Origin of the sequence: Streptococcus pseudopneumoniae (genome assembly GCF_001068775.1) — a bacterium.
Taxonomy (GTDB): domain Bacteria; phylum Bacillota; class Bacilli; order Lactobacillales; family Streptococcaceae; genus Streptococcus; species Streptococcus pseudopneumoniae_N.
Map to the genome: position 1 here is coordinate 1 of NZ_JWAJ01000086.1, position 18,976 is coordinate 18,976.

Here is an 18,976-nt window from a genome sequence, read left to right on the forward strand (position 1 = left end):
GGTATTACGTGAGATTTGGAAAACGTGTGATGCTTCTGTTATACTACCTGTTCGCTCACAATAAGAGAGAACTTTTTTACGAAAATCTATTGAATATGCCATAAGAAAATTATACCACATTGTGTACTATTTTTGGGTCATTTTACTATACTAGAGAAAATAAAAAAACTCTTAAAAATAGCATTATATCTGCATTTCTAAGAGTTTTCAAGATGTAGTAACCAAGCTCCTTTAATTACCGAAAGGGTTTGTCTACCTTCTTAGAGCTTAGTAGCTCTTTTTTTATCACATTTTATCTGCAAATTTTTTACTAAGTTTTTGTCCGATCAAGGCGCCAAGTAAAGCACCGATGAGGACACTTGCTACAAAGAGAAGAATGGTAGCAGGGTTAGGTGCTACCATGATACGGTCGATATAGTTCTGAGATTTTCCACGGGCGACTAGAGTTGCGATATAGGCTTGAGGGGTCAACCACATGAGTAGAATGGGACCAGTAGTACCAAAAGCAAAAACTAGGAAGGAAAGAAGGTTCTTGACCTTATCTTTGTAGTGGCCTAGGTGAGCGATGCCATCTGCTGCAAGACCGCAGATAATTCCTGGCAGAAAGGCTCCAGCACCATGCTTGCTCCCGAGGAAAAAGAGAGAAATCACAAGCCCAATCGTTGTAATCGCTCCAAAACGAGGCACTTTTGCTAAAAGGATCATATAGACGCTACCACCCACAAGGGCAGAAAAGGCAGGGGCGTAAAACATATTTCCAGTGTGGTCGACAAGGTTCCCTAGTAGAACCCCCACTCCGATACAGAGAAAGTAGACAAGAGCAGCTACAAGGGTTGTCAAGATATTCTTTTTCATAAGTTCTCCTTCGTATATCTGATGTTATTCATTGTATCATGCCTGTGGCAGATTGTAAATGCTGGCTTGGAACTAGTATTTATTAGGAAATGTGGTAAAATAGGAAAAAATAAAAGACGAGTGGTAAGAGGATGAAGAATTTAGGAAAAGTTTTTAAAGAGTTAAGGGAGTCCAGAAAAATCTCCTTGAGAAAAGCAACAGGTGGACGCTTTTCAGCATCCTTATTGTCGCGTTTTGAAAATGGTCAGAGTGAAATATCTGCTCCAAAGTTAATCACAGCTTTGGAGAATATTCATGCGAGTATGGAAGAATTGTTATTTTTGGCGAGAGGTTTTCATCAGGATGCCTATTCTGAATTTAGAAATAGAATATTTGAGGCTATCGATCCACAAGATTTAATATCTTTGCGCACTCTCTATCAGAGAGAATACCAACAACTTCCTTTTTCAAAGGATAAACAACAACACACTCTCAATGCTATTTTGATAAAATCCTATATGAAAGCCATTGATGAGACGGTTACATTGACCTTTGAGGAAGAAAGAGTCCTACATGATTATCTATTTTCTGTTGAAATTTGGGGGCTCTATGAACTTTCGTTCTTTTCTTCCTGCTCTCCTCTTTTATCAGTCCAGCTTTTAACAAAGTATACTCGGGAAATGTTGTGGAAGTCAGATTTCTTGCAAGGAGTTGGGAAAAATCGGAATATGATGCACACCTTGCTCCTCAATGGTTTTATGGCCTGTATTGAAGTTGATGATTTTACAAATGCCCTCTATTTCAAAAAACAAATTGAAAAGAACTTCTTTGAAGAAAATGAAACCTATTTTCGAATAGTCTACCTATGGGCAGAAGGTTTGCTTGATAGTAAGCAAGGAAGAGTGGAGGAAGGACAGAGAAAGATGGAGGACGCTGTCCGTATTTTTGAAATGATTGGTTGTAGCAAATCTGCAGACTATTATAGAAGTGCCAGGGAGTGTTGAATATTTGCAACTGGATAAATTAAATTGAAACGATAGGACTGTGAAGATACTTATTAGTAGTAGAAAATTCTAGCGTTTTCGTTATTCGTTTAATCTGTTGCATATATTCAAAAAATATTCTCAAGGGCTTCTTGATGCTATACTAGAACTACCATAAAAGTAGAATGTGAGAAAGAAAGGAATCTATATGAAACTATTACTAAGAAATCAAGCATACAGAGTTTTGAGCTTATCACGATTTTTCAATGCTTTTGGTGCTTCCATTTTTAATTTGGTATTTGTGGTCTATGCCTCGACTTTGCCAGAGGCTTCTGTTGCCGTTGCTATGGCGAATGTTGTGATGATGCTTCCAACTCTTTTTACAGTTTTTGTGGGAATTCGGGCAGATTATACCAAGGACAAGGTCAAATGGATGACCTATGTCGGTTTATTTCAGGCGGTTTTATTTTTTCTAGCAGCCCTAGTTGTTCAGCAAGCTAGTTTCTTTGCCTTTTCGACCCTTTGCCTCATCAATGTCCTTAGTGATGTAGCCAGTGATTTTGCTGGTGGCTTGCGAATGCCTCTCGTTAAAGAAAAGGTAGCAGAGTCAGATCTGATGGAGGCCTATTCCTTTTCTCAGTTTATTACCTACATCTCTGCGATTGGTGGCCAAGCTTTTGGAGTTTGGCTATTAGGGGTGTCAACACAGAACTTTTCGCTCGTAGCGGGAATCAATGCCATATTTTTCCTAGTGTCAGCTCTCATTCTCTTTTTAGGAAGGGCTGAATTAAGCTTATCAACTCCACTTGTTGATAGTAAATCACTGAAAAATGAGAAACTTTCTATCAAAGATCAATTTTTAACGATTTACCGAAACTTACGTCTCGTTTTTCTTAAAAGTGGACAGAAAAACTTTGGTTTTATGCTCTTTGCTATCTTGATTATCAATGCTTTGGGTGGTGCCTTAGGTGGTATCTATAACATCTTCCTTTTAAATCATTCCTTACTGAATTTTTCCTACAAGGATGCATTGTTTATCTTACAATTGATTACCTTATTAGCGGTTATCATCAGTAGCCTTACGGGCAATGATTATTTTGGGAAGCAATCTCTGCCTAGATTGATGATGTGGGTTACATTAGGAGCCAGTCTAGTTGGTCTATCTAATTTGTTAAACCAAGTCTTGCTCGGGATGCTTTTCGTCTTTTTTACCATGTATGTTTCTGGGAAAATTTCTCCAAAAATTAGTGCTCTGCTCATGAAAAATCTTGCTCCAGAGGTTCTCTCTCGTACTAGTAATTTTTTAGGTTTGTTGTTTACTCTATCTATACCAGTGGGGACGGCCTGTTTTTCACTGGTGGCAGTATGGGATATACAGTTAACATGGGCTCTGTTTGTTGGGCTTTCCTTGCTTGCGATTCTCCTAGCTAGTCTTAACCTCAAAAATGAAATTTAGGTGTTAGTCTTCTTTTCACACTGTCGCTATCCCTTCATTTATGGTAAAATAGGACTATTAAGTTAGAAAGAGGATTCCCTATGAAATTACAAAAACCAAAAGGAACGCAGGATATTTTACCTGCTGAGTCTGCCAAATGGCAGTACGTTGAAGGCTTTGCGCGTGAAATCTTCAAACGCTACAACTACGCAGAAGTACGTACCCCAATTTTTGAGCACTACGAAGTCATCAGTCGTTCTGTTGGAGACACAACGGATATCGTAACCAAGGAAATGTACGATTTTTACGACAAGGGAGATCGTCATATTACCCTCCGTCCAGAAGGAACTGCTCCAGTCGTTCGTTCTTATGTGGAAAACAAACTCTTCGCCCCAGAAGTGCAAAAGCCAAGCAAGTTCTACTACATGGGTCCAATGTTCCGCTATGAGCGCCCACAAGCAGGTCGGTTACGCCAATTCCACCAGATTGGTGTGGAGTGCTTTGGCTCTAGCAATCCAGCTACCGATGTAGAAACGATCGCTATGGCAGCCCACTTCTTGAAAGCAATCGGCATTCAAGGCATCAAACTACATCTCAACACTCTTGGAAATCCTGAGAGCCGTGCGGCCTATCGTCAAGCCTTGATTGACTACTTAACACCGCTCAAGGAGACCTTGTCTAAGGATAGCCAACGTCGTTTGGAGGAAAATCCTCTCCGTGTCTTGGACTCTAAGGAAAAAGAAGACAAGGTAGCTGTGGAGAATGCACCATCTATCTTGGATTACCTGGATGCAGAAAGCCAAGCTCACTTTGATGCTGTTCGTCAGATGTTGGAAAATCTCGGAGTAGCCTATATCATCGATACCAACATGGTGCGTGGTTTGGACTACTATAACCACACGATTTTTGAGTTTATCACAGAAATCGAGGGCAATGACTTGACCGTCTGTGCGGGTGGTCGCTATGATGGCTTAGTTGCCTATTTTGGTGGTCCTGAGACTGCTGGATTTGGTTTTGGACTTGGTGTAGAGCGCCTGCTTTTGGTCCTTGAAAAACAAGGTGTAGCACTTCCTATCGAAAACGCCCTAGATGTCTATATCGCAGTCTTGGGAGAAGGAGCAAATGTTAAGGCCTTGGAATTAGTACAGGCTCTTCGCCAACAAGGTTTCAAAGCAGAGCGTGATTACCTTAACCGCAAGCTTAAAGCTCAGTTTAAGTCAGCCGATGTCTTTGCGGCTAAGACTATCATCACTCTAGGAGAGAGTGAAGTCGAAAGCGGACAAGTGACAGTTAAGAATAACCAAACTCGAGAAGAAGTTCAAGTTTCGCTTGGTGCTATCAGTCAAAACTTCTCAGAAATCTTTGAAAAACTAGGATTTTAATAGCATATAAACTGGTCAGGATACTATTCCTGACCGTTTTCTTTTGCAAAATGACAAAAATCTTAAACTTTTTGACAAATATACTTGTCAAAAATAAAAAGATGTGTTACAATGAAATCAAGTTAAGAAAAGTATAGCAGAAAGGAACGATTATGTGGGCATTAGGATTTGTACCTCTTGTGTTTATGTTTTATCTCTATCATACCCAAAGGGTCAAGAAACTAGAGAATAAAATCAAAAGAATTGAGCAAAAACAGAAAGGAAATAAAGAAATGTCAAGATTATTAAAAGAATTGATTGGGAAAAAACCAACAATCTTTGGACAAGTTTTTGGGACAGACAATTGGGAAGTTGTAGATGTTGATGAGGAGTGGGTCAAGCTACGCCGTGTAAATAAAAAAGGAAAAGAAAAATTCAAACTACAACGCATTGAGGATATCCAAACCGTTGAATTTGACGGAAAGTAGGTGTGTGACATGCAACTAAAAAATCGTCTAAAAGAGCTTCGGGCTCGCGATGGCCTTAATCAAACTGAACTGGCCAAGCTAGCAGGGGTTTCCAGACAGACCATCAGCTTGCTTGAGCGAGATGAGTACACGCCATCCATCGTCATTGCCCTGAAGATTGCTCAGATATTCCATGAGCCAGTCGAGTCAGTCTTTCGCTTAGAGGAGGATGAGTGATGAACAAGTTTAAAGTGATTTATTACATGAGTGTTCTTGCCCTCATTGTGAATGCTTTCGCTATGATTGGAACATTACTGGGGTGGTTTTATTTTGATGAAAGTAAGTATTTGTTTTGGCTGAATTTAGCCCTCTTGTCCATCTTCAATCGGTTGAAGAAAAAGGAGAACAATGATGAACAAGTATAAAGCAATTTATTATCTATGTATAGTTGTATTTATCGTTAATCTTTTGGCCATGATTGGAACCCTATTTGGTTGGTTTACTATCGTTGAAAGTAAATACCTCTTCTGGATAAACTTAGTTCTACTATTGGTTTTTAGATGGGTAGAGAGAAAGATAAAGTTTAAAGAGATCGTAAAAGGAGAAAAATTATGAAAGAATTTTTAGCAGGTTTTCAAGTAGATACTGAGAACAAAGAACTTGCAGGTGTCTGTGCAGGTCTAGGAAATTATTTTAATGTCCAGATCAACGTCGTTCGTTTGGTGACAGTCTTGTTGTTTCTTTCTTCGACGGAGTTAGGGATTATAACAGTGGCCCTCTATGCTTATTTAGCAGGTTGGCTAGGTAAAGAGCCATTAGGAGATGGAGCGAAAAAAGCAAGAAACCAAGCTATTCTCTTATTTGTTGTTTGTTTGCTTTTGGTATCACTTGGAACAGAGGGCTTGACAGCAATTTATGAATCAGGTAAAGTCTTTGGTCAGTGGTTAGTTGGATTAGTTTAGAGGGGGATGAATATGAAAAAGAAACGAATTTTATACTTCTTAGCGATTGGTGTTTTAGGATATTTTACAGGTATGCTTGCAGGTCGTGCTTGGGCATTGGGCACAAGTTTTAATCTGAATACTCTAGTTCCTTGGATTTCAGCTTCCTGTTTATTGATAGCTTTGATTAGCATTTTTTTAACTATCTATTTCTTAAAAAAGAGTCGGAAATTCCATGCTTTATATCAAATGGAAATAGATGACGATGTGAATGAAACTTATTATGTACAAATGTATCGAAATCTCGAGTTTGGTACGATTGCTTTTAACATTGTGTCAGTTATGACTATATTAGCTTTATTCATCTCTATGAATGAAGTGGTGATACTCCGTACAAGTTTTATCGTTCTAGGACTTTCTGTTCCAGCTCTTATTTTAGCTGCAGTACTTCAAAAATATCTTTTCAAGACGATTTCGATTCTTCGTCAGTTTGATTTGGCATTTTTCTCTATTCCAAAGGATGTGCTAGATTATGTAAATTCTTACGATGAAGGAGAACGACAAGCTAATTTGGAACAGAGTTTTCGAATTTTATTTCAATTAAACCAATATGTTTTACCAGGTTTGTATATTTTGATTGATATCGTTTCTGTACTTACGGGAGAAATTCAGTTATTAGGTCTTTTAGCTGTAGCTATAATCCATATTTATATCAATATAATGCAGATACCTATGGTGAAACGTTATTTTAAATAGAAAAGATCACTGAAACTATTTAAGGTTATTGGCTAGTTTAGATAGAGGTCAGAAAATGAAAAATAATCGTAAATGGTTGAGAGTAGTAGTGTGTATGTTAAGTGCTTTTGTAGGAGCCTTTGCTTACACTCTTAGAGGTATAGCTGAACAGATTCAAATGTCACAAGTCTTACACACTGTTTATGGATTCGCTCTCGTTATTGGAGGAATTTCCTTCATCTTAGCCATGTATTATCTTGGCAAAAGTCGTGCAGTTTATACTCTTTATCAAAGGGTGGCAGAGGAAGAAGATAGTGATCAGACCTATGTAAGAGCCTATCGTTACTTAGATTATGGTTCGGTTTCTTCAAATGTTTTGATGATAGCAATGATGATCAGTGGGATCATACTGATTTCTCCGATATTTAAGAATACCTTGCTAATTCTTCCTGCTCTTATTCTATTATGCTTATACATTATTGTTGCCAATTACTTGTTGCGAACTATTTTTATCGTTCGACACTATAAACTGTCTGTTTATTACACTCCAAAAGATATTTTAGCATATCTTAACAGTTATGATGAGGGAGAAAAGCAGGCAGAGATGGAAAGTGCCTTTTTAACTATGTTTAGGCTGGATCAAATTATACTGCCCGCACTCTATATTTTATTGATAGTATTATCAGTTATTTTACGAGAAATACAATTGGTCGCCTTAGTTCTTTTGATTATCATCCATCTTTATATAACTATCGCACAATTAAGAAAAACAAAACGTTATTTTAAATAGGAGTCTTTTATGAAAATACTTAAAAACATTGGCTGGTTTGTTCTAGCTTTCTTATCATTTTTGTTTATCTACGGTTTTATTCAGGCTTTACCTCTGATTGCTCTTGGTTCAGGTGCACCTATAGTCGGTGTTCTTCCGCTTTATATTTTATTGGCAGGAGCTTTTACCTTCTTAACATACAAGTGGTATAAGACAGGAACTGTTACGATAGAAAAAACGGGCCTTAACAAATACATCTGGTTGCCTGCCTTGGTATGGGTCCTTATCATTGTTGTACAAACTTTCTTACCAAATGATCCATCTGTCAGTCAACAGACGGCAGAACAATTGACTCATAATCAACCTCTCTTCTCTTTCTTCATGATTGTTGTCTTTGCACCCCTGACAGAAGAGTTGACCTTTAGAGGTCTGTTAGCTCGTTATGTCTTCCCTCAGCAGGATAACGTCAAGCAGACAGTACTCTTTCTTCTTGTAAGTAGTATCATTTTTGCACTTGTTCATTTCCCTGGCACTCCACAACAATTCCTAGTTTATGCTTCACTTGGTTGTAGTTTGGGATTGGCCTATGTGAATAAAGGAGGGCTTTCCTACAGTATAGGATTACATGCCTTGAACAATTTAATTTCATTTGTGATGATAATGATGCTATAATAGACTCAGGAGGAAGTCATGAAACGAGTGATATTATTAGCAGTGATTCAGGCAGTTGTTCTCTTCTTCATTATTGGAGGGCTTGCCTATGCTTTTAAAGGGGATTTCTTTTATAACTATCTAGCAGTTATCTTTGCACCAATTGCAGGTATTATGCGATTTGCGACAGCCTATGCAACGGAGATTGTTCTCCCTAAAAAGGCTGCAGAGATTGCTGAAAAGCGAAAAAAATAAAGAAATACCAAGTAAAATAAGATCCAGCGAATGACTTTGCTGGATTTTTTCATTTATAGCAGGATTCTTCTCAACTTTTCTGATGATTTTCATGAAGAGCCTGCGCTTTTATGGTAAAATAGTAACAGAATAAAAGAGGAGATAAAACATGAAACGTAGTATGTATGCTGGTCGTGTTCGTGAGGAACACATCGGACAAGAAATTACCTTGAAAGGTTGGGTTGCCCGTCGTCGTGACCTTGGTGGTTTGATCTTTATCGATCTTCGTGACCGTGAAGGGATCATGCAGTTGGTTATCAACCCAGAAAAAGTATCTGCAGAAGTTATGGCAACGGCTGAAAGCCTTCGTAGTGAGTTTGTCATTGAGGTTACTGGGCATGTTGTAGCACGTGAGCAAGCCAATGATAAGTTGGCGACTGGAGCGGTTGAGCTGAATGTAACAGCTCTTACTGTGCTTAATACAGCCAAAACAACACCATTTGAGATTAAGGATGGGATTGAGGCAAATGACGATACACGTCTACGTTACCGTTACCTTGACCTTCGTCGTCCAGAAATGTTGGAAAATCTTAAACTTCGTGCCAAGGTAACACATTCTATACGCAACTACTTGGATGAGTTGGAATTTATCGATGTGGAAACGCCATTCCTTTCTAAGTCAACACCAGAAGGGGCGCGTGACTATTTGGTGCCATCACGTGTTAATAAAGGGCATTTTTATGCTCTTCCTCAAAGTCCGCAGATTACCAAACAGTTGTTGATGAATGCGGGATTTGACCGTTACTACCAAATCGTCAAATGTTTCCGCGATGAAGACTTGCGTGGAGACCGTCAGCCTGAATTTACTCAGGTCGACTTGGAAACTTCATTCCTAACTGAGCAAGAAATCCAAGACATCACAGAAGGCTTGATTGCGCGCGTGATGAAGGAAACAAAAGGGATTGAAGTAACGCTGCCATTCCCTCGTATGAAGTATGATGATGCCATGGCCCTTTATGGTTCTGACAAACCTGATACTCGTTTTGAGATGTTGCTTCAAGACTTGACAGCTCTTGTCAAGGGTGTTGATTTCAAAGTCTTCTCAGAAGCACCTGCTGTTAAAGCCATTGTAGTTAAAGGTGCAGCAGACAACTACTCTCGTAAAGATATTGACAAGATGACAGAGGTAGCCAAACAGTATGGGGCTAAAGGTCTTGCTTGGGTCAAGGTAGTTGATGGAGAATTAAATGGACCAGTTTCGAAATTCTTGACTGGTATCCAAGCAAACTTGACAACAGCGCTTGGTCTTGAAGATAAAGACTTGGTTCTCTTTGTTGCTGATACGCTTGAAGTAGCTAATGCAACACTTGGAGCCCTTCGTGGACGTATTGCTAAAGAATTAGGCTTGATTGATCAGGATAAATTTAACTTCCTTTGGGTTGTTGACTGGCCAATGTTTGAATGGTCTGAAGAAGAAGGCCGTTATATGAGCGCCCACCATCCATTTACCCTTCCTCAAGCAGAAACTACTCATGAGCTTGAAGGTGATTTAGCTAAGGTCCGTGCCATTGCCTATGATATCGTCCTAAACGGTTATGAACTTGGTGGCGGTAGCCTTCGTATCAACCAAAAAGAACTGCAAGAACGTATGTTCAAAGCTCTTGGTTTCTCAGCCGAAGAAGCAAATGACCAGTTTGGTTTCCTTTTGGAAGCTATGGACTATGGCTTCCCACCACACGGTGGCTTGGCGATCGGGCTTGACCGCTTTGTCATGTTGCTCGCTGGAGAAGAAAATATCCGTGAAGTCATTGCCTTTCCTAAGAACAACAAGGCCAGCGACCCAATGACCCAAGCACCATCAACAGTAGCTCTTAAACAATTAGAGGAACTCAATCTACAAGTAGAACAAGATGAAACAAACGAAACTAACTAAAAAGTGGCACTATTATTTGCGCCGCTTTGCTTATCGGGTGAAGATTTTACGTGTTTTGCAAAGTATCTCCCGAGAAAAATACGATGAAAAAATTTCAGCTTCTCTAGTATATGGTTTTCTATCAGCAGTAGCTGTCAATTTTTTCTTCCAACCAGGACATGTTTATTCAAGTGGAGCAACAGGTTTGGCTCAGATCATTTCTGCGCTTAGTAATCACTGGTTTGGCTTTTACTTCCCAATTTCAGTAGCATTTTACGCCATCAACATCCCACTGATGATCTTGGCCTGGTACCAAATTGGACATAAGTTTACGATTTTTACCTTTATCACGGTATCCATGAGCTCGCTCTTTATCCAGTTTGTGCCAGTGGTGGTCTTGACAGAGGATCCAATCATCAATGCCCTTTTTGGGGGAGTCGTCATGGGACTGGGAATCGGCTTTGCTTTACGCCATAACATCTCCAGTGGTGGAACAGATATTGTCAGTCTGACTATTCGCAAGAAGACAGGTCGTAACGTTGGAAGCATCTCTTTCTTGGTGAACGGGACAATCATGCTGATTGCAGGTTTGACCTTTGGCTGGAAATATGCCCTTTATTCCATGATTACCATCTTTGTCTCCAGTCGTGTGACAGATGCAGTTTTCACTAAACAAAAACGGATGCAGGCGACGATTGTGACCAATAATCCTGATGCAGTGATTGAAAAAATCCACCATAAATTACATCGTGGAGCGACCATCATTCATGATGCGGAAGGGACCTATAACCACGAGCGTAAGGCGGTTTTGATTACGGTTATCACTCGCGCAGAATTCAATGATTTTAAACTGATTATGAAACAAGTGGATCCGACGGCCTTTGTTTCTGTTTCGGAAAATGTCCATATCCTCGGACGATTTGTCGAAGTCGAAAACTAAAATTTTTCATGACAACTTTAAATTCCATTAGTGTTTTCTTGCACTAGCTTACCGACTAACTTTGTTAGTTTGCTTGCTGATAATCATTTATAATAACGAATAGAACGAAAAACCCAACTCTGGAACACATTGTCAGAGTTGGGCTTTTTTATTTTTCAACGATTTTGTGGGCAATCAACTGGCGGTAACAAATTTGTTTGTTGTTTTTAGCATCATTGATGATCTGGAGAATAGTTTCAAAGGAAACACGACCAAGCTCCAAACTATTGATATCGACATAGGCCGCCAAGTTGAGCTTGGGATTGACTGAGTCGAAGCTGAGGACAGGGACATCCAGTTGGTGTTTTGCAATGTAATCACAGACCCCTGCAGCAAGGAGACTATCAATGGTAATAATAGCGTCAATATTTGGATTGTGTTTGAAGAGAAGTCTACTAAAGCGATAACCATTATCTTCAAGAAATTCAGTAGCAAAGTAAGTCAGATTAGTATCGAGAGGAAGTTGGTGTTGTTTTAGAGCTAGCTCGTAACCTGTCAGACGGTCTAGTGTTACGAAGAGTCGCTTAGTACCTCCGATAAAGGCAATTCGCTTGCATCCTTTTTTGATGAAATACTCTGTCGCATCAAAACCAGCTTGGACATTGTCATTATCGACAAGTGGAATGAAGGGAGATAGAGATTTACCTAAGATAAGGAAAGGAAATTGCTCGTCTGCTACTAACTTAACCAAAGGATCCTCTTCTTGGGCATAGAGGAAAATCAAACCGTCTACACGCTTACCATAGACCATCTGGGAAATAGCTTTAAGACGCTCTTTGGCATCTTTACCTGTCGCAATCTGAATGGCGTAGTGGTTTTCAGAGGCGACTTGGGCGATGCCACGGAGGACAGATGGGAAGAAAGGATTTTGATAGAAGGCATCTGAGTCGTCAGGAAGGACCAAGCCAATAACTTGGGTATAACTGCTTACCAAGCTACGAGCGTTGAGGTTAGGATGGTAGTTGAGTTCCTTCATAGCCTTTCGAACTCGTTTTTTCGTTTCGTCGCTAATGGTTGATTTGTTTTGAATCACACGTGTTACGGTTGAAGGTGAGACACCTGCAGCCTTGGCCACGTCTTTAATTGTCACGGGCATAATAATCTCCTACTTATGGTAGTCTGGATCACGGAAATGTGTTTTGTAAAAGATAGTGACCAGATATAGAACAAAGAAAATATTTTGAACGGTAATCAAGGTTGACATATTTTGGCCGAAGAGACCTAAAATCATGGCAATCACGGTTGGTAATCCTAAACAGTTCAAGATGAAATGATAGCACTCTTTGTAGCTTTTAAATGAAAAGAGACGCGATTTTTTCGTGAAGTAAAGCAAGAGGCTAGCACCTAAAGCAACAATAAAAAAATTAAGTCCAAAGAGGAAGCTAGAACCTAGCACAAGAAAGAGACTAATATAGACGCGATTCTGTTGATACCAGTCTTTAGAAATGGCTTGTGTTAAGCTTTCCTTGCTTTGGAAGCTCTCAGTCGTTATCGCGTGATAGCGAATGCCGGTCAATTCTTTTCCTTGCTTGCTGATGATGAGTTTCTCAGGTTCAAAGTTCAGAAGTAATTCCTCAGGGAAGTTTGAACTAGAAGGGTCTCCGATTTGGATAGAGACTTGATGAGGGGTTGAACCAGTGTAGCTCAGCTTACCATCTACAATCTTTGCATTGGCAGCCAAATCCTGAACCACACTATTCGTCAAAGGAGTGTAGACATCATCGATGAAAGTTTCTAAAGGATAAGTTTCCTGAGAACTGTTCTGGATGGCAATAGGGACCATAGACAAGCTAATCAGGAAAATACTGGTAAAAATCAGTTGGAACCAGTTGAGACCAAAACGTTGAGATAGGGGCTTACGGAATCCCCAGATACTATTAAAATAAGAAAATGGATATGGCAACATAATTCTCTTTCTAAGGCATTTCTCTATATGAGTATTATATAGAGAAATGTGTTTAATTTCAAGTGGGGCAGCTACAATGCTGGTTGAAAGTAGGCTTTTGATTTAATACTCAATGAAAATTAAAGAGCAAACTAGGAAGCGAGCCGCAGGTTGCTCAAAGCACAGCTTTGAGGTTGCAGATAAAGCTGACGTGGTTTGAAGAGATTTTCGAAGAGTATAAATTGTCCACAAACAAGGAGCATTACCTCAGTAAGCTTTTATTTCTCACCAGATTATCTAAGTAAGGACAAGTTCAAAAATGAAAAAGGGTGGCAGGGATATATTATCCCTTGTCGCCACCACTTGTAAGTCCTGAAACAAAGTTCTTTTGTAGGAAGAAGAAGAGAATACAGATTGGAAGGGCGATGAGGATAGCACCTGCTGAGAAGTAGGCGATCTTCATGTTTTTCACATTGCTAACGAAGGTTTGGAGACCTACGGCAACAGTAAAGTATTCTTTCTCACGAAGCAAGAAACTAGAGAGGATGTAGTCCCCGAAAGGTCCCATGAAGGCCCAGAGAGCTTGTACAGCAACCATTGGGCGAACAAGTGGAAGAACAATTTGCCAGAAGCGGCGGAAGTGTCCTGCACCGTCTAGTTTTGCAGATTCGTCTAGAGACATTGGCACTGTATCGAAGTAGCCCTTCATGAGCCAAGCATTCATTGGGATACCACCACCAACGTAGAGGAAGATGAGGAACCAGCTGTGGTTAAGGGCGTTCAACATAAGTGCCATAACGAAGAAGGCTGTCAAAGCGGCCATTGTTGGCACCATTTGGATAATCAAGAAGAAGACCAAACTTTGTTTACGAGCCAAGAAATTGTAACGGCTATAAGCATAACCAGCAAGTACGATAATACTTGTTTGAACAGCCATGGTAATCAAGGCGATAATCAAAGTGTTGAGGTACCAAGTACCGTACAAGGTTTCAGTGAAGAGTCCTTTAAAGTTATTAAAATTGAGGTCGATATTAGTATCTAGTTTAAAGGCTGAGACGTTACCTGCTTTAAAGGCTGACATGATGGTAATCAAAAGTGGATAGATAATCACGATTGATAGGCCAATTAAGTAGAGGTAAGTAAGGGTTTGAGTCAGTCTACGTTTGAGTTTAATTGAGTTATTCATCTTAGACATCCTCCATATCAAATGCGTGTAGTTTCTTGAATGCGATCATAGAGATTGAGATGACAATGATAGAGATAATCAAGGTAACAGCTGCCGCCATTGAGTATTGAGGAGATGTACCTGTTGTCAAACGGTAGATCCATGAGATCAAGATATCAGTTGATCCAGCTCCCCCTCCGACACTACCAGGTCCTCCACCATTGAAGAGGTACATGATAGAGAAGTTGTTAAAGTTGAAGGTGTATTGGCTAATTAAAGTAGGTGCCGCAACCGCCAAGATCATTGGGAAAGTGATGTTGCAGAATTTTTGCCAAGCATTGGCACCGTCGATATAAGCTGCTTCATACAAGTCGTTTGGAATAGACTGTAGGATACCGAGAGTAAGGACATAGATATAAGGGAATCCAAGCCAACCTTGCATCATAATCAAGGCAACCTTAGTCCAAGTAGGGTCTGTTTTCCAAGGGATGAGTGCCCCGTCAAGGAATGGAAGAACCTTAGCAAAAAGTGGCAAAACTTGGGTATTGATAGCACCAACACTATCGTTAAACATGTTTGAGAATGTCAAGATAGTGATGAAGGCTGGGACAGCCCAAGGAAGAAGGAAAATAACACCAAAGATACGTTTTCCTTTGATAAATGGTTGGTTGGCAATGATAGCTGTGAAGATACCGATGACAATTTGTAAAGTTGAGGCAGATAAAGCCCAGATGATAGTCCAAGAAAGAACAGAACCAAAGGCTGAACGGAAGGTACTCAAGCTCCAAATGTTTGTAAAGTTTGTCAAACCAACCCAGTCCAACAATTTGTTTGGTGGCAAGTGTTGGAAGTCGTAGTTGGTAAAGGCAATCATCAAGGTTACGATAACTGGGAAGATGATTGCAAAGGTCATAGCAATGTAAGAAGGAATAATCAAGAGGTAAGGGAAGCCATTTTCATAGATTCCTTTGATCATTTCTTTAAAGGTAAGTGCTACTGGAATACCATTATTAATGTGTTTGGCCGTTGTATGTGCATCTTTGATATTTGAGAAATAAAAGAGTACATAAACAACTACAAAGATTAAATGGAAAGCACCACGAATCAGCATAAAGAGGGAATTATCACGACCTGGTTTGTCACCAAGAGTGATGAGATTGCTCAATTCAGGGGCTGCAAGTGCTAGGAAATAAAGGACAAATACGATGGTTACACCAAGGAAGATAAAACCTTTGGCTTTTTGTTTATTGTAAATCTGTCCTAACCCAGGAATGATAGACAGCAGGGCTGCTTTACTAGGTTGTTGCTTTTCCATAATAACTCCTTTCATAGGATACTGGTTTCTAGATAAAACCTAAACTATTTGTGTTTTTGTTGATAAATTCAAAGGGGGATTGATTTCCACCCCCCTTGAACAAATTTCTTATTCACCAAATTTTTGTTTGATTGTTTCTTTAATCAATGTTACAGCATCGTTAGCTGCTGTTTTAGCATCTTTCTTACCGCTTACAGCTTCAAACAACATTGTTTTAGCTGGGTCCCAAACAGCTGACATTTGAGAGATGTTTGGCATTGGTTGAGCGTTCTTGAACTGTTTGATAACAGCTGTTGTCAACTCATCGTTTTTACCTTCAGCGTATGAACGAGCTTCAGTGTTAGCTGGGATTTCGTTAGTTGTATCGTAGAAGGCTTTTTGTTCTTCAGTTGAAACAAGGAAGTCTACAAATTTTTGAGCAGCTTCAAGGTTCTTAGTGCTTGATGGGATGATCCAAGCTTTACCACCACCAAATGCTGCGTAGTCTTTTCCGTTTGGAAGAGTTGGGATAGTTGCAACACCGTAGTTTACTTTAGCATCTTTGAAGGCTTGCGCTTTCCAAGGTCCATCGATGATAGCAGCTGTTTTACCTTCTTGGAATTGAGTTTGGATTAGGTTTCCAGCTCCTTCCGTATCTTGCATACCTTTAGGCCATTTTTCATACCAAGATTTAGCGTATTCTATACCTTTGATAGCGCCGTCGTTGGCAAGACCGATGTCTTTAGCGTCTTTACCGTTTTGGCCGAATACGTAGGCACCATTACCAGCAAGAAGTCCATATGCGTAGTAGAAGTTAGTCCAGTCAGCTAGGAAAGCAGTAGTTTTTCCGTCTTCACCAGCGAAGGCATATTTGCTATCTTTAGCAAGTTCTTCCAAGTCAGCAAATGTTTTAGGAGCTTCTTTCACTAAGTCTTTGTTATAGTACATAACAAGTGACTCGATAACGGCAGGAGCACCGTAAACTTTACCGTCAGCAGCTGTTACAAGAGATTTAGTTTTATCATCTGTTTTAGCGCCGTCGCTCAATTTAACTTCTGAAAGTTGGCCGTCAGTACCAAGGCTACCTACACGGTCGTATGGTGCCATCATAACGTCAGCAGCTTTACCAGATTGGTTATCTAGAGAAAGGTTGTCAAGACCACCCATTTGGTCTCCAGTTTTGATAGTCACTTTTACGCCAGCTTCTTTTTCGTAAGCTTTTGCAGCTGATTCAGCAAATGCTTTATATTGATCTTCAACGTAGAAAGTGATTTCTTTCGCTTCAGATGAACCAGAATCAGCAGGCTTATCAGCAGTTTTGCTTCCGCAAGCTACCAAAAGCAAGCTAGCGAGTGTAGCAGTTCCAAGCACAGCAGCGCTCTTCATGAATTTAGATGACATAATGTATTCCTCCTAAAGAATAACAAATTTTGATTCCGAGGAAACGCAAACGTTTTCTCTTATGAACTTAGTATAGCACAAACAGAAAACGGTTGCAAGCGTTTTTTGAAAAAATTTTAAAAAAGCATGTAACTGAATAATTCCTAAATTTGGTTATATAGATAGAAAGAAAAAGGTGAAATCATATAAATTTCAATTCAAAAATAATTGAAGAAAACGCTTTCATGGCTTGTAGATGTGAAAAAATAAGAATATAGTTTTATAGCAAAGCTATAAAGACAAATAATTTGAAAAAGATTTTGTTGAAACGCTTGCATTTATTTTAGAAATGGGTTATACTTTAGTTGGCGCAAACGTTTGCGTTCGTAAAAATGTAATATCTAACTATAAACACATGAGGTGCTTATTATGAAAAAACGTCAAAGTGGTGTGTTGATGCACATTTCTTCTCTTCCAGGAGCATACGGAATCGGATCATTTGGTAAAAGTGCTTACGACTTCGTTGATTTCTTGGTTCGCACCAAACAACGTTACTGGCAAATCCTTCCATTAGGAACAACTAGTTACGGGGATTCTCCTTACCAATCTTTCTCAGCCTTCGCAGGAAACACTCATTTTATCGATTTGGATATTTTGGTGGAGCAAGGCTTGTTGGAAGCAAGTGACCTTGAAGGAGTTGACTTTGGTAGCGATGCGTCTGAAGTTGACTATGCGAAAATCTACTATGCACGTCGTCCTCTTTTAGAAAAAGCGGTAAACCGTTTCTTTGAGGTAGGAGATGTCAAAGATTTTGAGAAATTTGCTCAAGACAACCAATCATGGCTTGAACTCTTTGCAGAGTATATGGCTATTAAAGAGCATTTTGACAATCTTGCTTGGACAGAATGGCCAGATGCTGATGCTCGTGCTCGTAAAGCTTCAGCACTTGAAAACTACCGTGAGCAATTGGCAGACAAGTTGGTTTACCACCGTGTGACTCAATACTTCTTCTTCCAACAATGGTTGAAATTGAAAGCTTACGCTAACGACAACCACATCGAAATCGTTGGGGACATGCCAATCTATGTAGCGGAAGATTCAAGCGATATGTGGGCAAATCCACATCTCTTCAAGACAGATGTCAACGGTAAGGCAACTTGTATCGCAGGATGCCCACCAGATGAATTTTCTGCAACTGGTCAGCTTTGGGGTAATCCAATCTATGACTGGGAAGCAATGGACAAAGACGGCTACAAATGGTGGATTGAACGCTTGCGTGAAAGCTTCAAAATCTACGATATCGTTCGTATCGACCACTTCCGTGGTTTCGAATCTTACTGGGAAATCCCTGCTGGTTCCGATACAGCAGCACCTGGTGAGTGGGTCAAAGGTCCTGGCTACAAGCTTTTTGCAGCCGTTAAGGAAGAACTTGGTGAGCTAAACATCATCGCAGAAGACCTTGGCTTCATGACAGATGAAGTTATTGAGTTGCGTGAACGTACTGGCTTCCCAGGAATGAAGATTCTTCAATTTGCTTTCAACCCAGAAGATGAAAGCATCGATAGCCCACACTTGGCACCTGCTAACTCAGTAATGTATACAGGAACACACGATAACAACACGGTCCTTGGTTGGTACCGTAACGAGATTGATGATGCGACTCGTGAGTACATGGCTCGCTACACTAATCGTAAAGAATACGAAACAGTGCCACATGCTATGCTTCGTACAGTCTTTTCATCAGTTAGCTTCATGGCAATTGCAACTATGCAAGATTTGCTAGAATTGGATGAGACAGCTCGTATGAACTTCCCATCTACCCTTGGTGGAAACTGGTCTTGGCGTATGACTGAAGATCAATTGACACCAGCTGTCGAGGAAGGTTTGCTTGACTTGACAACAATCTATCGACGAATTAATGAAAATTTGGTAGAATTAAAGAAATAATACA

The 18,976-nt window shown here is 39.9% G+C and carries 21 protein-coding genes and 1 pseudogene; 15 read left to right on the forward strand and 7 right to left on the reverse strand.

The window, feature by feature from the left end; genetic code table 11:
* Both ADF68_RS10440 and ADF68_RS04035 read right to left on the reverse strand, forming a co-directional pair.
* On the reverse strand, window positions 1-102 hold a 102-nt coding region (locus tag ADF68_RS10440; protein WP_218821193.1), incomplete at its 3' end, for an IS630 transposase-related protein.
* Window positions 103-285: 183 nt separating this feature from the next.
* Window positions 286-855 (reverse strand): MptD family putative ECF transporter S component, encoded by a 570-nt coding sequence (locus ADF68_RS04035; RefSeq protein ID WP_049548746.1) that lies wholly within the window; start codon window positions 853-855, stop codon window positions 286-288.
* A gap of 131 nt (window positions 856-986) precedes the next feature.
* On the opposite strand from ADF68_RS04035, the gene ADF68_RS04040 reads away from it, so the two are divergent.
* From ADF68_RS04040 to ADF68_RS04105, 14 genes and pseudogenes are all read left to right on the forward strand, one after another.
* Window positions 987-1,838: an Rgg/GadR/MutR family transcriptional regulator gene (locus ADF68_RS04040; RefSeq protein WP_049548747.1), complete on the forward strand. Its 852-nt coding sequence runs from the start codon at window positions 987-989 to the stop codon at window positions 1,836-1,838.
* A gap of 187 nt (window positions 1,839-2,025) precedes the next feature.
* The gene (locus ADF68_RS04045; RefSeq protein WP_049548748.1) at window positions 2,026-3,273 is read left to right on the forward strand and encodes a transporter; all 1,248 of its coding nucleotides are present in this window, start codon (window positions 2,026-2,028) and stop codon (window positions 3,271-3,273) included.
* Between the two features lie 80 nt (window positions 3,274-3,353).
* Window positions 3,354-4,634, forward strand: a complete 1,281-nt coding sequence (hisS, locus tag ADF68_RS04050) for a histidine--tRNA ligase (RefSeq protein WP_049548749.1) — start codon at window positions 3,354-3,356, stop codon at window positions 4,632-4,634.
* Window positions 4,634-5,101: pseudogene (locus ADF68_RS11620) on the forward strand (hypothetical protein). Before hisS ends, ADF68_RS11620 begins: the two are co-directional and overlap by 1 nt.
* 9 nt (window positions 5,102-5,110) lie before the next feature.
* On the forward strand, window positions 5,111-5,317 hold the full coding sequence (locus ADF68_RS04060) for a helix-turn-helix transcriptional regulator (protein WP_049508780.1): 207 nt from the start codon (window positions 5,111-5,113) through the stop codon (window positions 5,315-5,317).
* Entirely contained in the window at window positions 5,317-5,505 is a 189-nt protein-coding gene (locus ADF68_RS04065) for a hypothetical protein (protein WP_049508783.1), read from the forward strand. Before ADF68_RS04060 ends, ADF68_RS04065 begins: the two co-directional genes overlap by 1 nt.
* Window positions 5,492-5,695 carry a hypothetical protein gene (locus tag ADF68_RS11625; RefSeq protein ID WP_049508785.1) on the forward strand — a complete coding sequence of 68 codons (204 nt, stop codon included), beginning with the start codon at window positions 5,492-5,494 and terminating at the stop codon, window positions 5,693-5,695. The genes ADF68_RS04065 and ADF68_RS11625 overlap by 14 nt, the downstream gene beginning before the upstream one ends.
* Window positions 5,692-6,042, forward strand: a complete 351-nt coding sequence (locus tag ADF68_RS04075; protein WP_049508786.1) for a PspC domain-containing protein — start codon at window positions 5,692-5,694, stop codon at window positions 6,040-6,042. The genes ADF68_RS11625 and ADF68_RS04075 overlap by 4 nt, the downstream gene beginning before the upstream one ends.
* A 12-nt stretch (window positions 6,043-6,054) precedes the next feature.
* Window positions 6,055-6,777, forward strand: a complete 723-nt coding sequence (locus ADF68_RS04080; RefSeq protein WP_049508788.1) for a DUF3169 family protein — start codon at window positions 6,055-6,057, stop codon at window positions 6,775-6,777.
* A gap of 55 nt (window positions 6,778-6,832) precedes the next feature.
* On the forward strand, window positions 6,833-7,546 hold the full coding sequence (locus ADF68_RS04085; protein ID WP_239665532.1) for a DUF3169 family protein: 714 nt from the start codon (window positions 6,833-6,835) through the stop codon (window positions 7,544-7,546).
* A 9-nt stretch (window positions 7,547-7,555) separates the two neighbouring features.
* The gene (locus ADF68_RS04090; RefSeq protein WP_049508791.1) at window positions 7,556-8,197 is read left to right on the forward strand and encodes a CPBP family intramembrane glutamic endopeptidase; all 642 of its coding nucleotides are present in this window, start codon (window positions 7,556-7,558) and stop codon (window positions 8,195-8,197) included.
* An 18-nt stretch (window positions 8,198-8,215) separates the two neighbouring features.
* On the forward strand, window positions 8,216-8,431 hold the full coding sequence (locus tag ADF68_RS04095; protein ID WP_049508793.1) for a hypothetical protein: 216 nt from the start codon (window positions 8,216-8,218) through the stop codon (window positions 8,429-8,431).
* A 148-nt stretch (window positions 8,432-8,579) separates the two neighbouring features.
* A complete protein-coding gene (gene aspS / locus ADF68_RS04100) occupies window positions 8,580-10,343 on the forward strand; it encodes an aspartate--tRNA ligase (protein WP_049548750.1) in 1,764 nt (587 codons plus the stop codon).
* Entirely contained in the window at window positions 10,321-11,262 is a 942-nt protein-coding gene (locus ADF68_RS04105) for a YitT family protein (RefSeq protein ID WP_049548751.1), read from the forward strand. The genes aspS and ADF68_RS04105 overlap by 23 nt, the downstream gene beginning before the upstream one ends.
* 148 nt (window positions 11,263-11,410) lie before the next feature.
* Here ADF68_RS04105 and ADF68_RS04110 read toward each other — a convergent pair whose 3' ends face one another.
* The 5 genes from ADF68_RS04110 to ADF68_RS04130 form a co-directional block, all read right to left on the reverse strand.
* Window positions 11,411-12,397: a LacI family DNA-binding transcriptional regulator gene (locus ADF68_RS04110; RefSeq protein WP_049548752.1), complete on the reverse strand. Its 987-nt coding sequence runs from the start codon at window positions 12,395-12,397 to the stop codon at window positions 11,411-11,413.
* 9 nt (window positions 12,398-12,406) lie between these two features.
* Complete coding sequence (locus tag ADF68_RS04115) at window positions 12,407-13,207, reverse strand: DUF1189 domain-containing protein (protein ID WP_049548753.1); 801 nt, start codon at window positions 13,205-13,207, stop codon at window positions 12,407-12,409.
* 322 nt (window positions 13,208-13,529) lie between these two features.
* Window positions 13,530-14,372: a sugar ABC transporter permease gene (locus ADF68_RS04120; protein ID WP_049548754.1), complete on the reverse strand. Its 843-nt coding sequence runs from the start codon at window positions 14,370-14,372 to the stop codon at window positions 13,530-13,532.
* Window position 14,373: 1 nt separating this feature from the next.
* The gene (locus tag ADF68_RS04125) at window positions 14,374-15,666 is read right to left on the reverse strand and encodes a sugar ABC transporter permease (protein WP_049548755.1); all 1,293 of its coding nucleotides are present in this window, start codon (window positions 15,664-15,666) and stop codon (window positions 14,374-14,376) included.
* 108 nt (window positions 15,667-15,774) lie between these two features.
* Window positions 15,775-17,046 (reverse strand): extracellular solute-binding protein, encoded by a 1,272-nt coding sequence (locus tag ADF68_RS04130; RefSeq protein WP_049548756.1) that lies wholly within the window; start codon window positions 17,044-17,046, stop codon window positions 15,775-15,777.
* Between the two features lie 408 nt (window positions 17,047-17,454).
* Between ADF68_RS04130 and malQ the strand changes: the two genes are divergently transcribed.
* Entirely contained in the window at window positions 17,455-18,972 is a 1,518-nt protein-coding gene (gene malQ / locus ADF68_RS04135; RefSeq protein WP_049548757.1) for a 4-alpha-glucanotransferase, read from the forward strand.
* Window positions 18,973-18,976: the final 4 nt, after the last annotated feature.

What these genes read in the sequence shown, in the direction of transcription:
- ADF68_RS04075 (WP_049508786.1), top strand. Translation starts at nt 5,692, where the DNA reads ATGAAAGAATTTTTAGCAGGTTTTCAAGTAGATACTGAGAACAAAGAA.
- ADF68_RS04090 (WP_049508791.1), top strand. Translation starts at nt 7,556, where the DNA reads ATGAAAATACTTAAAAACATTGGCTGGTTTGTTCTAGCTTTCTTATCA.
- ADF68_RS04080 (WP_049508788.1), top strand. Translation starts at nt 6,055, where the DNA reads ATGAAAAAGAAACGAATTTTATACTTCTTAGCGATTGGTGTTTTAGGA.
- ADF68_RS04115 (WP_049548753.1), bottom strand. Translation starts at nt 13,207, where the DNA reads ATGTTGCCATATCCATTTTCTTATTTTAATAGTATCTGGGGATTCCGT.
- aspS (WP_049548750.1), top strand. Translation starts at nt 8,580, where the DNA reads ATGAAACGTAGTATGTATGCTGGTCGTGTTCGTGAGGAACACATCGGA.
- ADF68_RS04095 (WP_049508793.1), top strand. Translation starts at nt 8,216, where the DNA reads ATGAAACGAGTGATATTATTAGCAGTGATTCAGGCAGTTGTTCTCTTC.
- ADF68_RS04060 (WP_049508780.1), top strand. Translation starts at nt 5,111, where the DNA reads ATGCAACTAAAAAATCGTCTAAAAGAGCTTCGGGCTCGCGATGGCCTT.
- ADF68_RS04040 (WP_049548747.1), top strand. Translation starts at nt 987, where the DNA reads ATGAAGAATTTAGGAAAAGTTTTTAAAGAGTTAAGGGAGTCCAGAAAA.
- ADF68_RS04045 (WP_049548748.1), top strand. Translation starts at nt 2,026, where the DNA reads ATGAAACTATTACTAAGAAATCAAGCATACAGAGTTTTGAGCTTATCA.
- ADF68_RS04035 (WP_049548746.1), bottom strand. Translation starts at nt 855, where the DNA reads ATGAAAAAGAATATCTTGACAACCCTTGTAGCTGCTCTTGTCTACTTT.
- ADF68_RS04120 (WP_049548754.1), bottom strand. Translation starts at nt 14,372, where the DNA reads ATGAATAACTCAATTAAACTCAAACGTAGACTGACTCAAACCCTTACT.
- ADF68_RS04130 (WP_049548756.1), bottom strand. Translation starts at nt 17,046, where the DNA reads ATGTCATCTAAATTCATGAAGAGCGCTGCTGTGCTTGGAACTGCTACA.
- hisS (WP_049548749.1), top strand. Translation starts at nt 3,354, where the DNA reads ATGAAATTACAAAAACCAAAAGGAACGCAGGATATTTTACCTGCTGAG.
- ADF68_RS04085 (WP_239665532.1), top strand. Translation starts at nt 6,833, where the DNA reads ATGAAAAATAATCGTAAATGGTTGAGAGTAGTAGTGTGTATGTTAAGT.
- ADF68_RS04125 (WP_049548755.1), bottom strand. Translation starts at nt 15,666, where the DNA reads ATGGAAAAGCAACAACCTAGTAAAGCAGCCCTGCTGTCTATCATTCCT.
- ADF68_RS11625 (WP_049508785.1), top strand. Translation starts at nt 5,492, where the DNA reads ATGAACAAGTATAAAGCAATTTATTATCTATGTATAGTTGTATTTATC.
- ADF68_RS04065 (WP_049508783.1), top strand. Translation starts at nt 5,317, where the DNA reads ATGAACAAGTTTAAAGTGATTTATTACATGAGTGTTCTTGCCCTCATT.
- malQ (WP_049548757.1), top strand. Translation starts at nt 17,455, where the DNA reads ATGAAAAAACGTCAAAGTGGTGTGTTGATGCACATTTCTTCTCTTCCA.
- ADF68_RS04105 (WP_049548751.1), top strand. Translation starts at nt 10,321, where the DNA reads ATGAAACAAACGAAACTAACTAAAAAGTGGCACTATTATTTGCGCCGC.
- ADF68_RS04110 (WP_049548752.1), bottom strand. Translation starts at nt 12,397, where the DNA reads ATGCCCGTGACAATTAAAGACGTGGCCAAGGCTGCAGGTGTCTCACCT.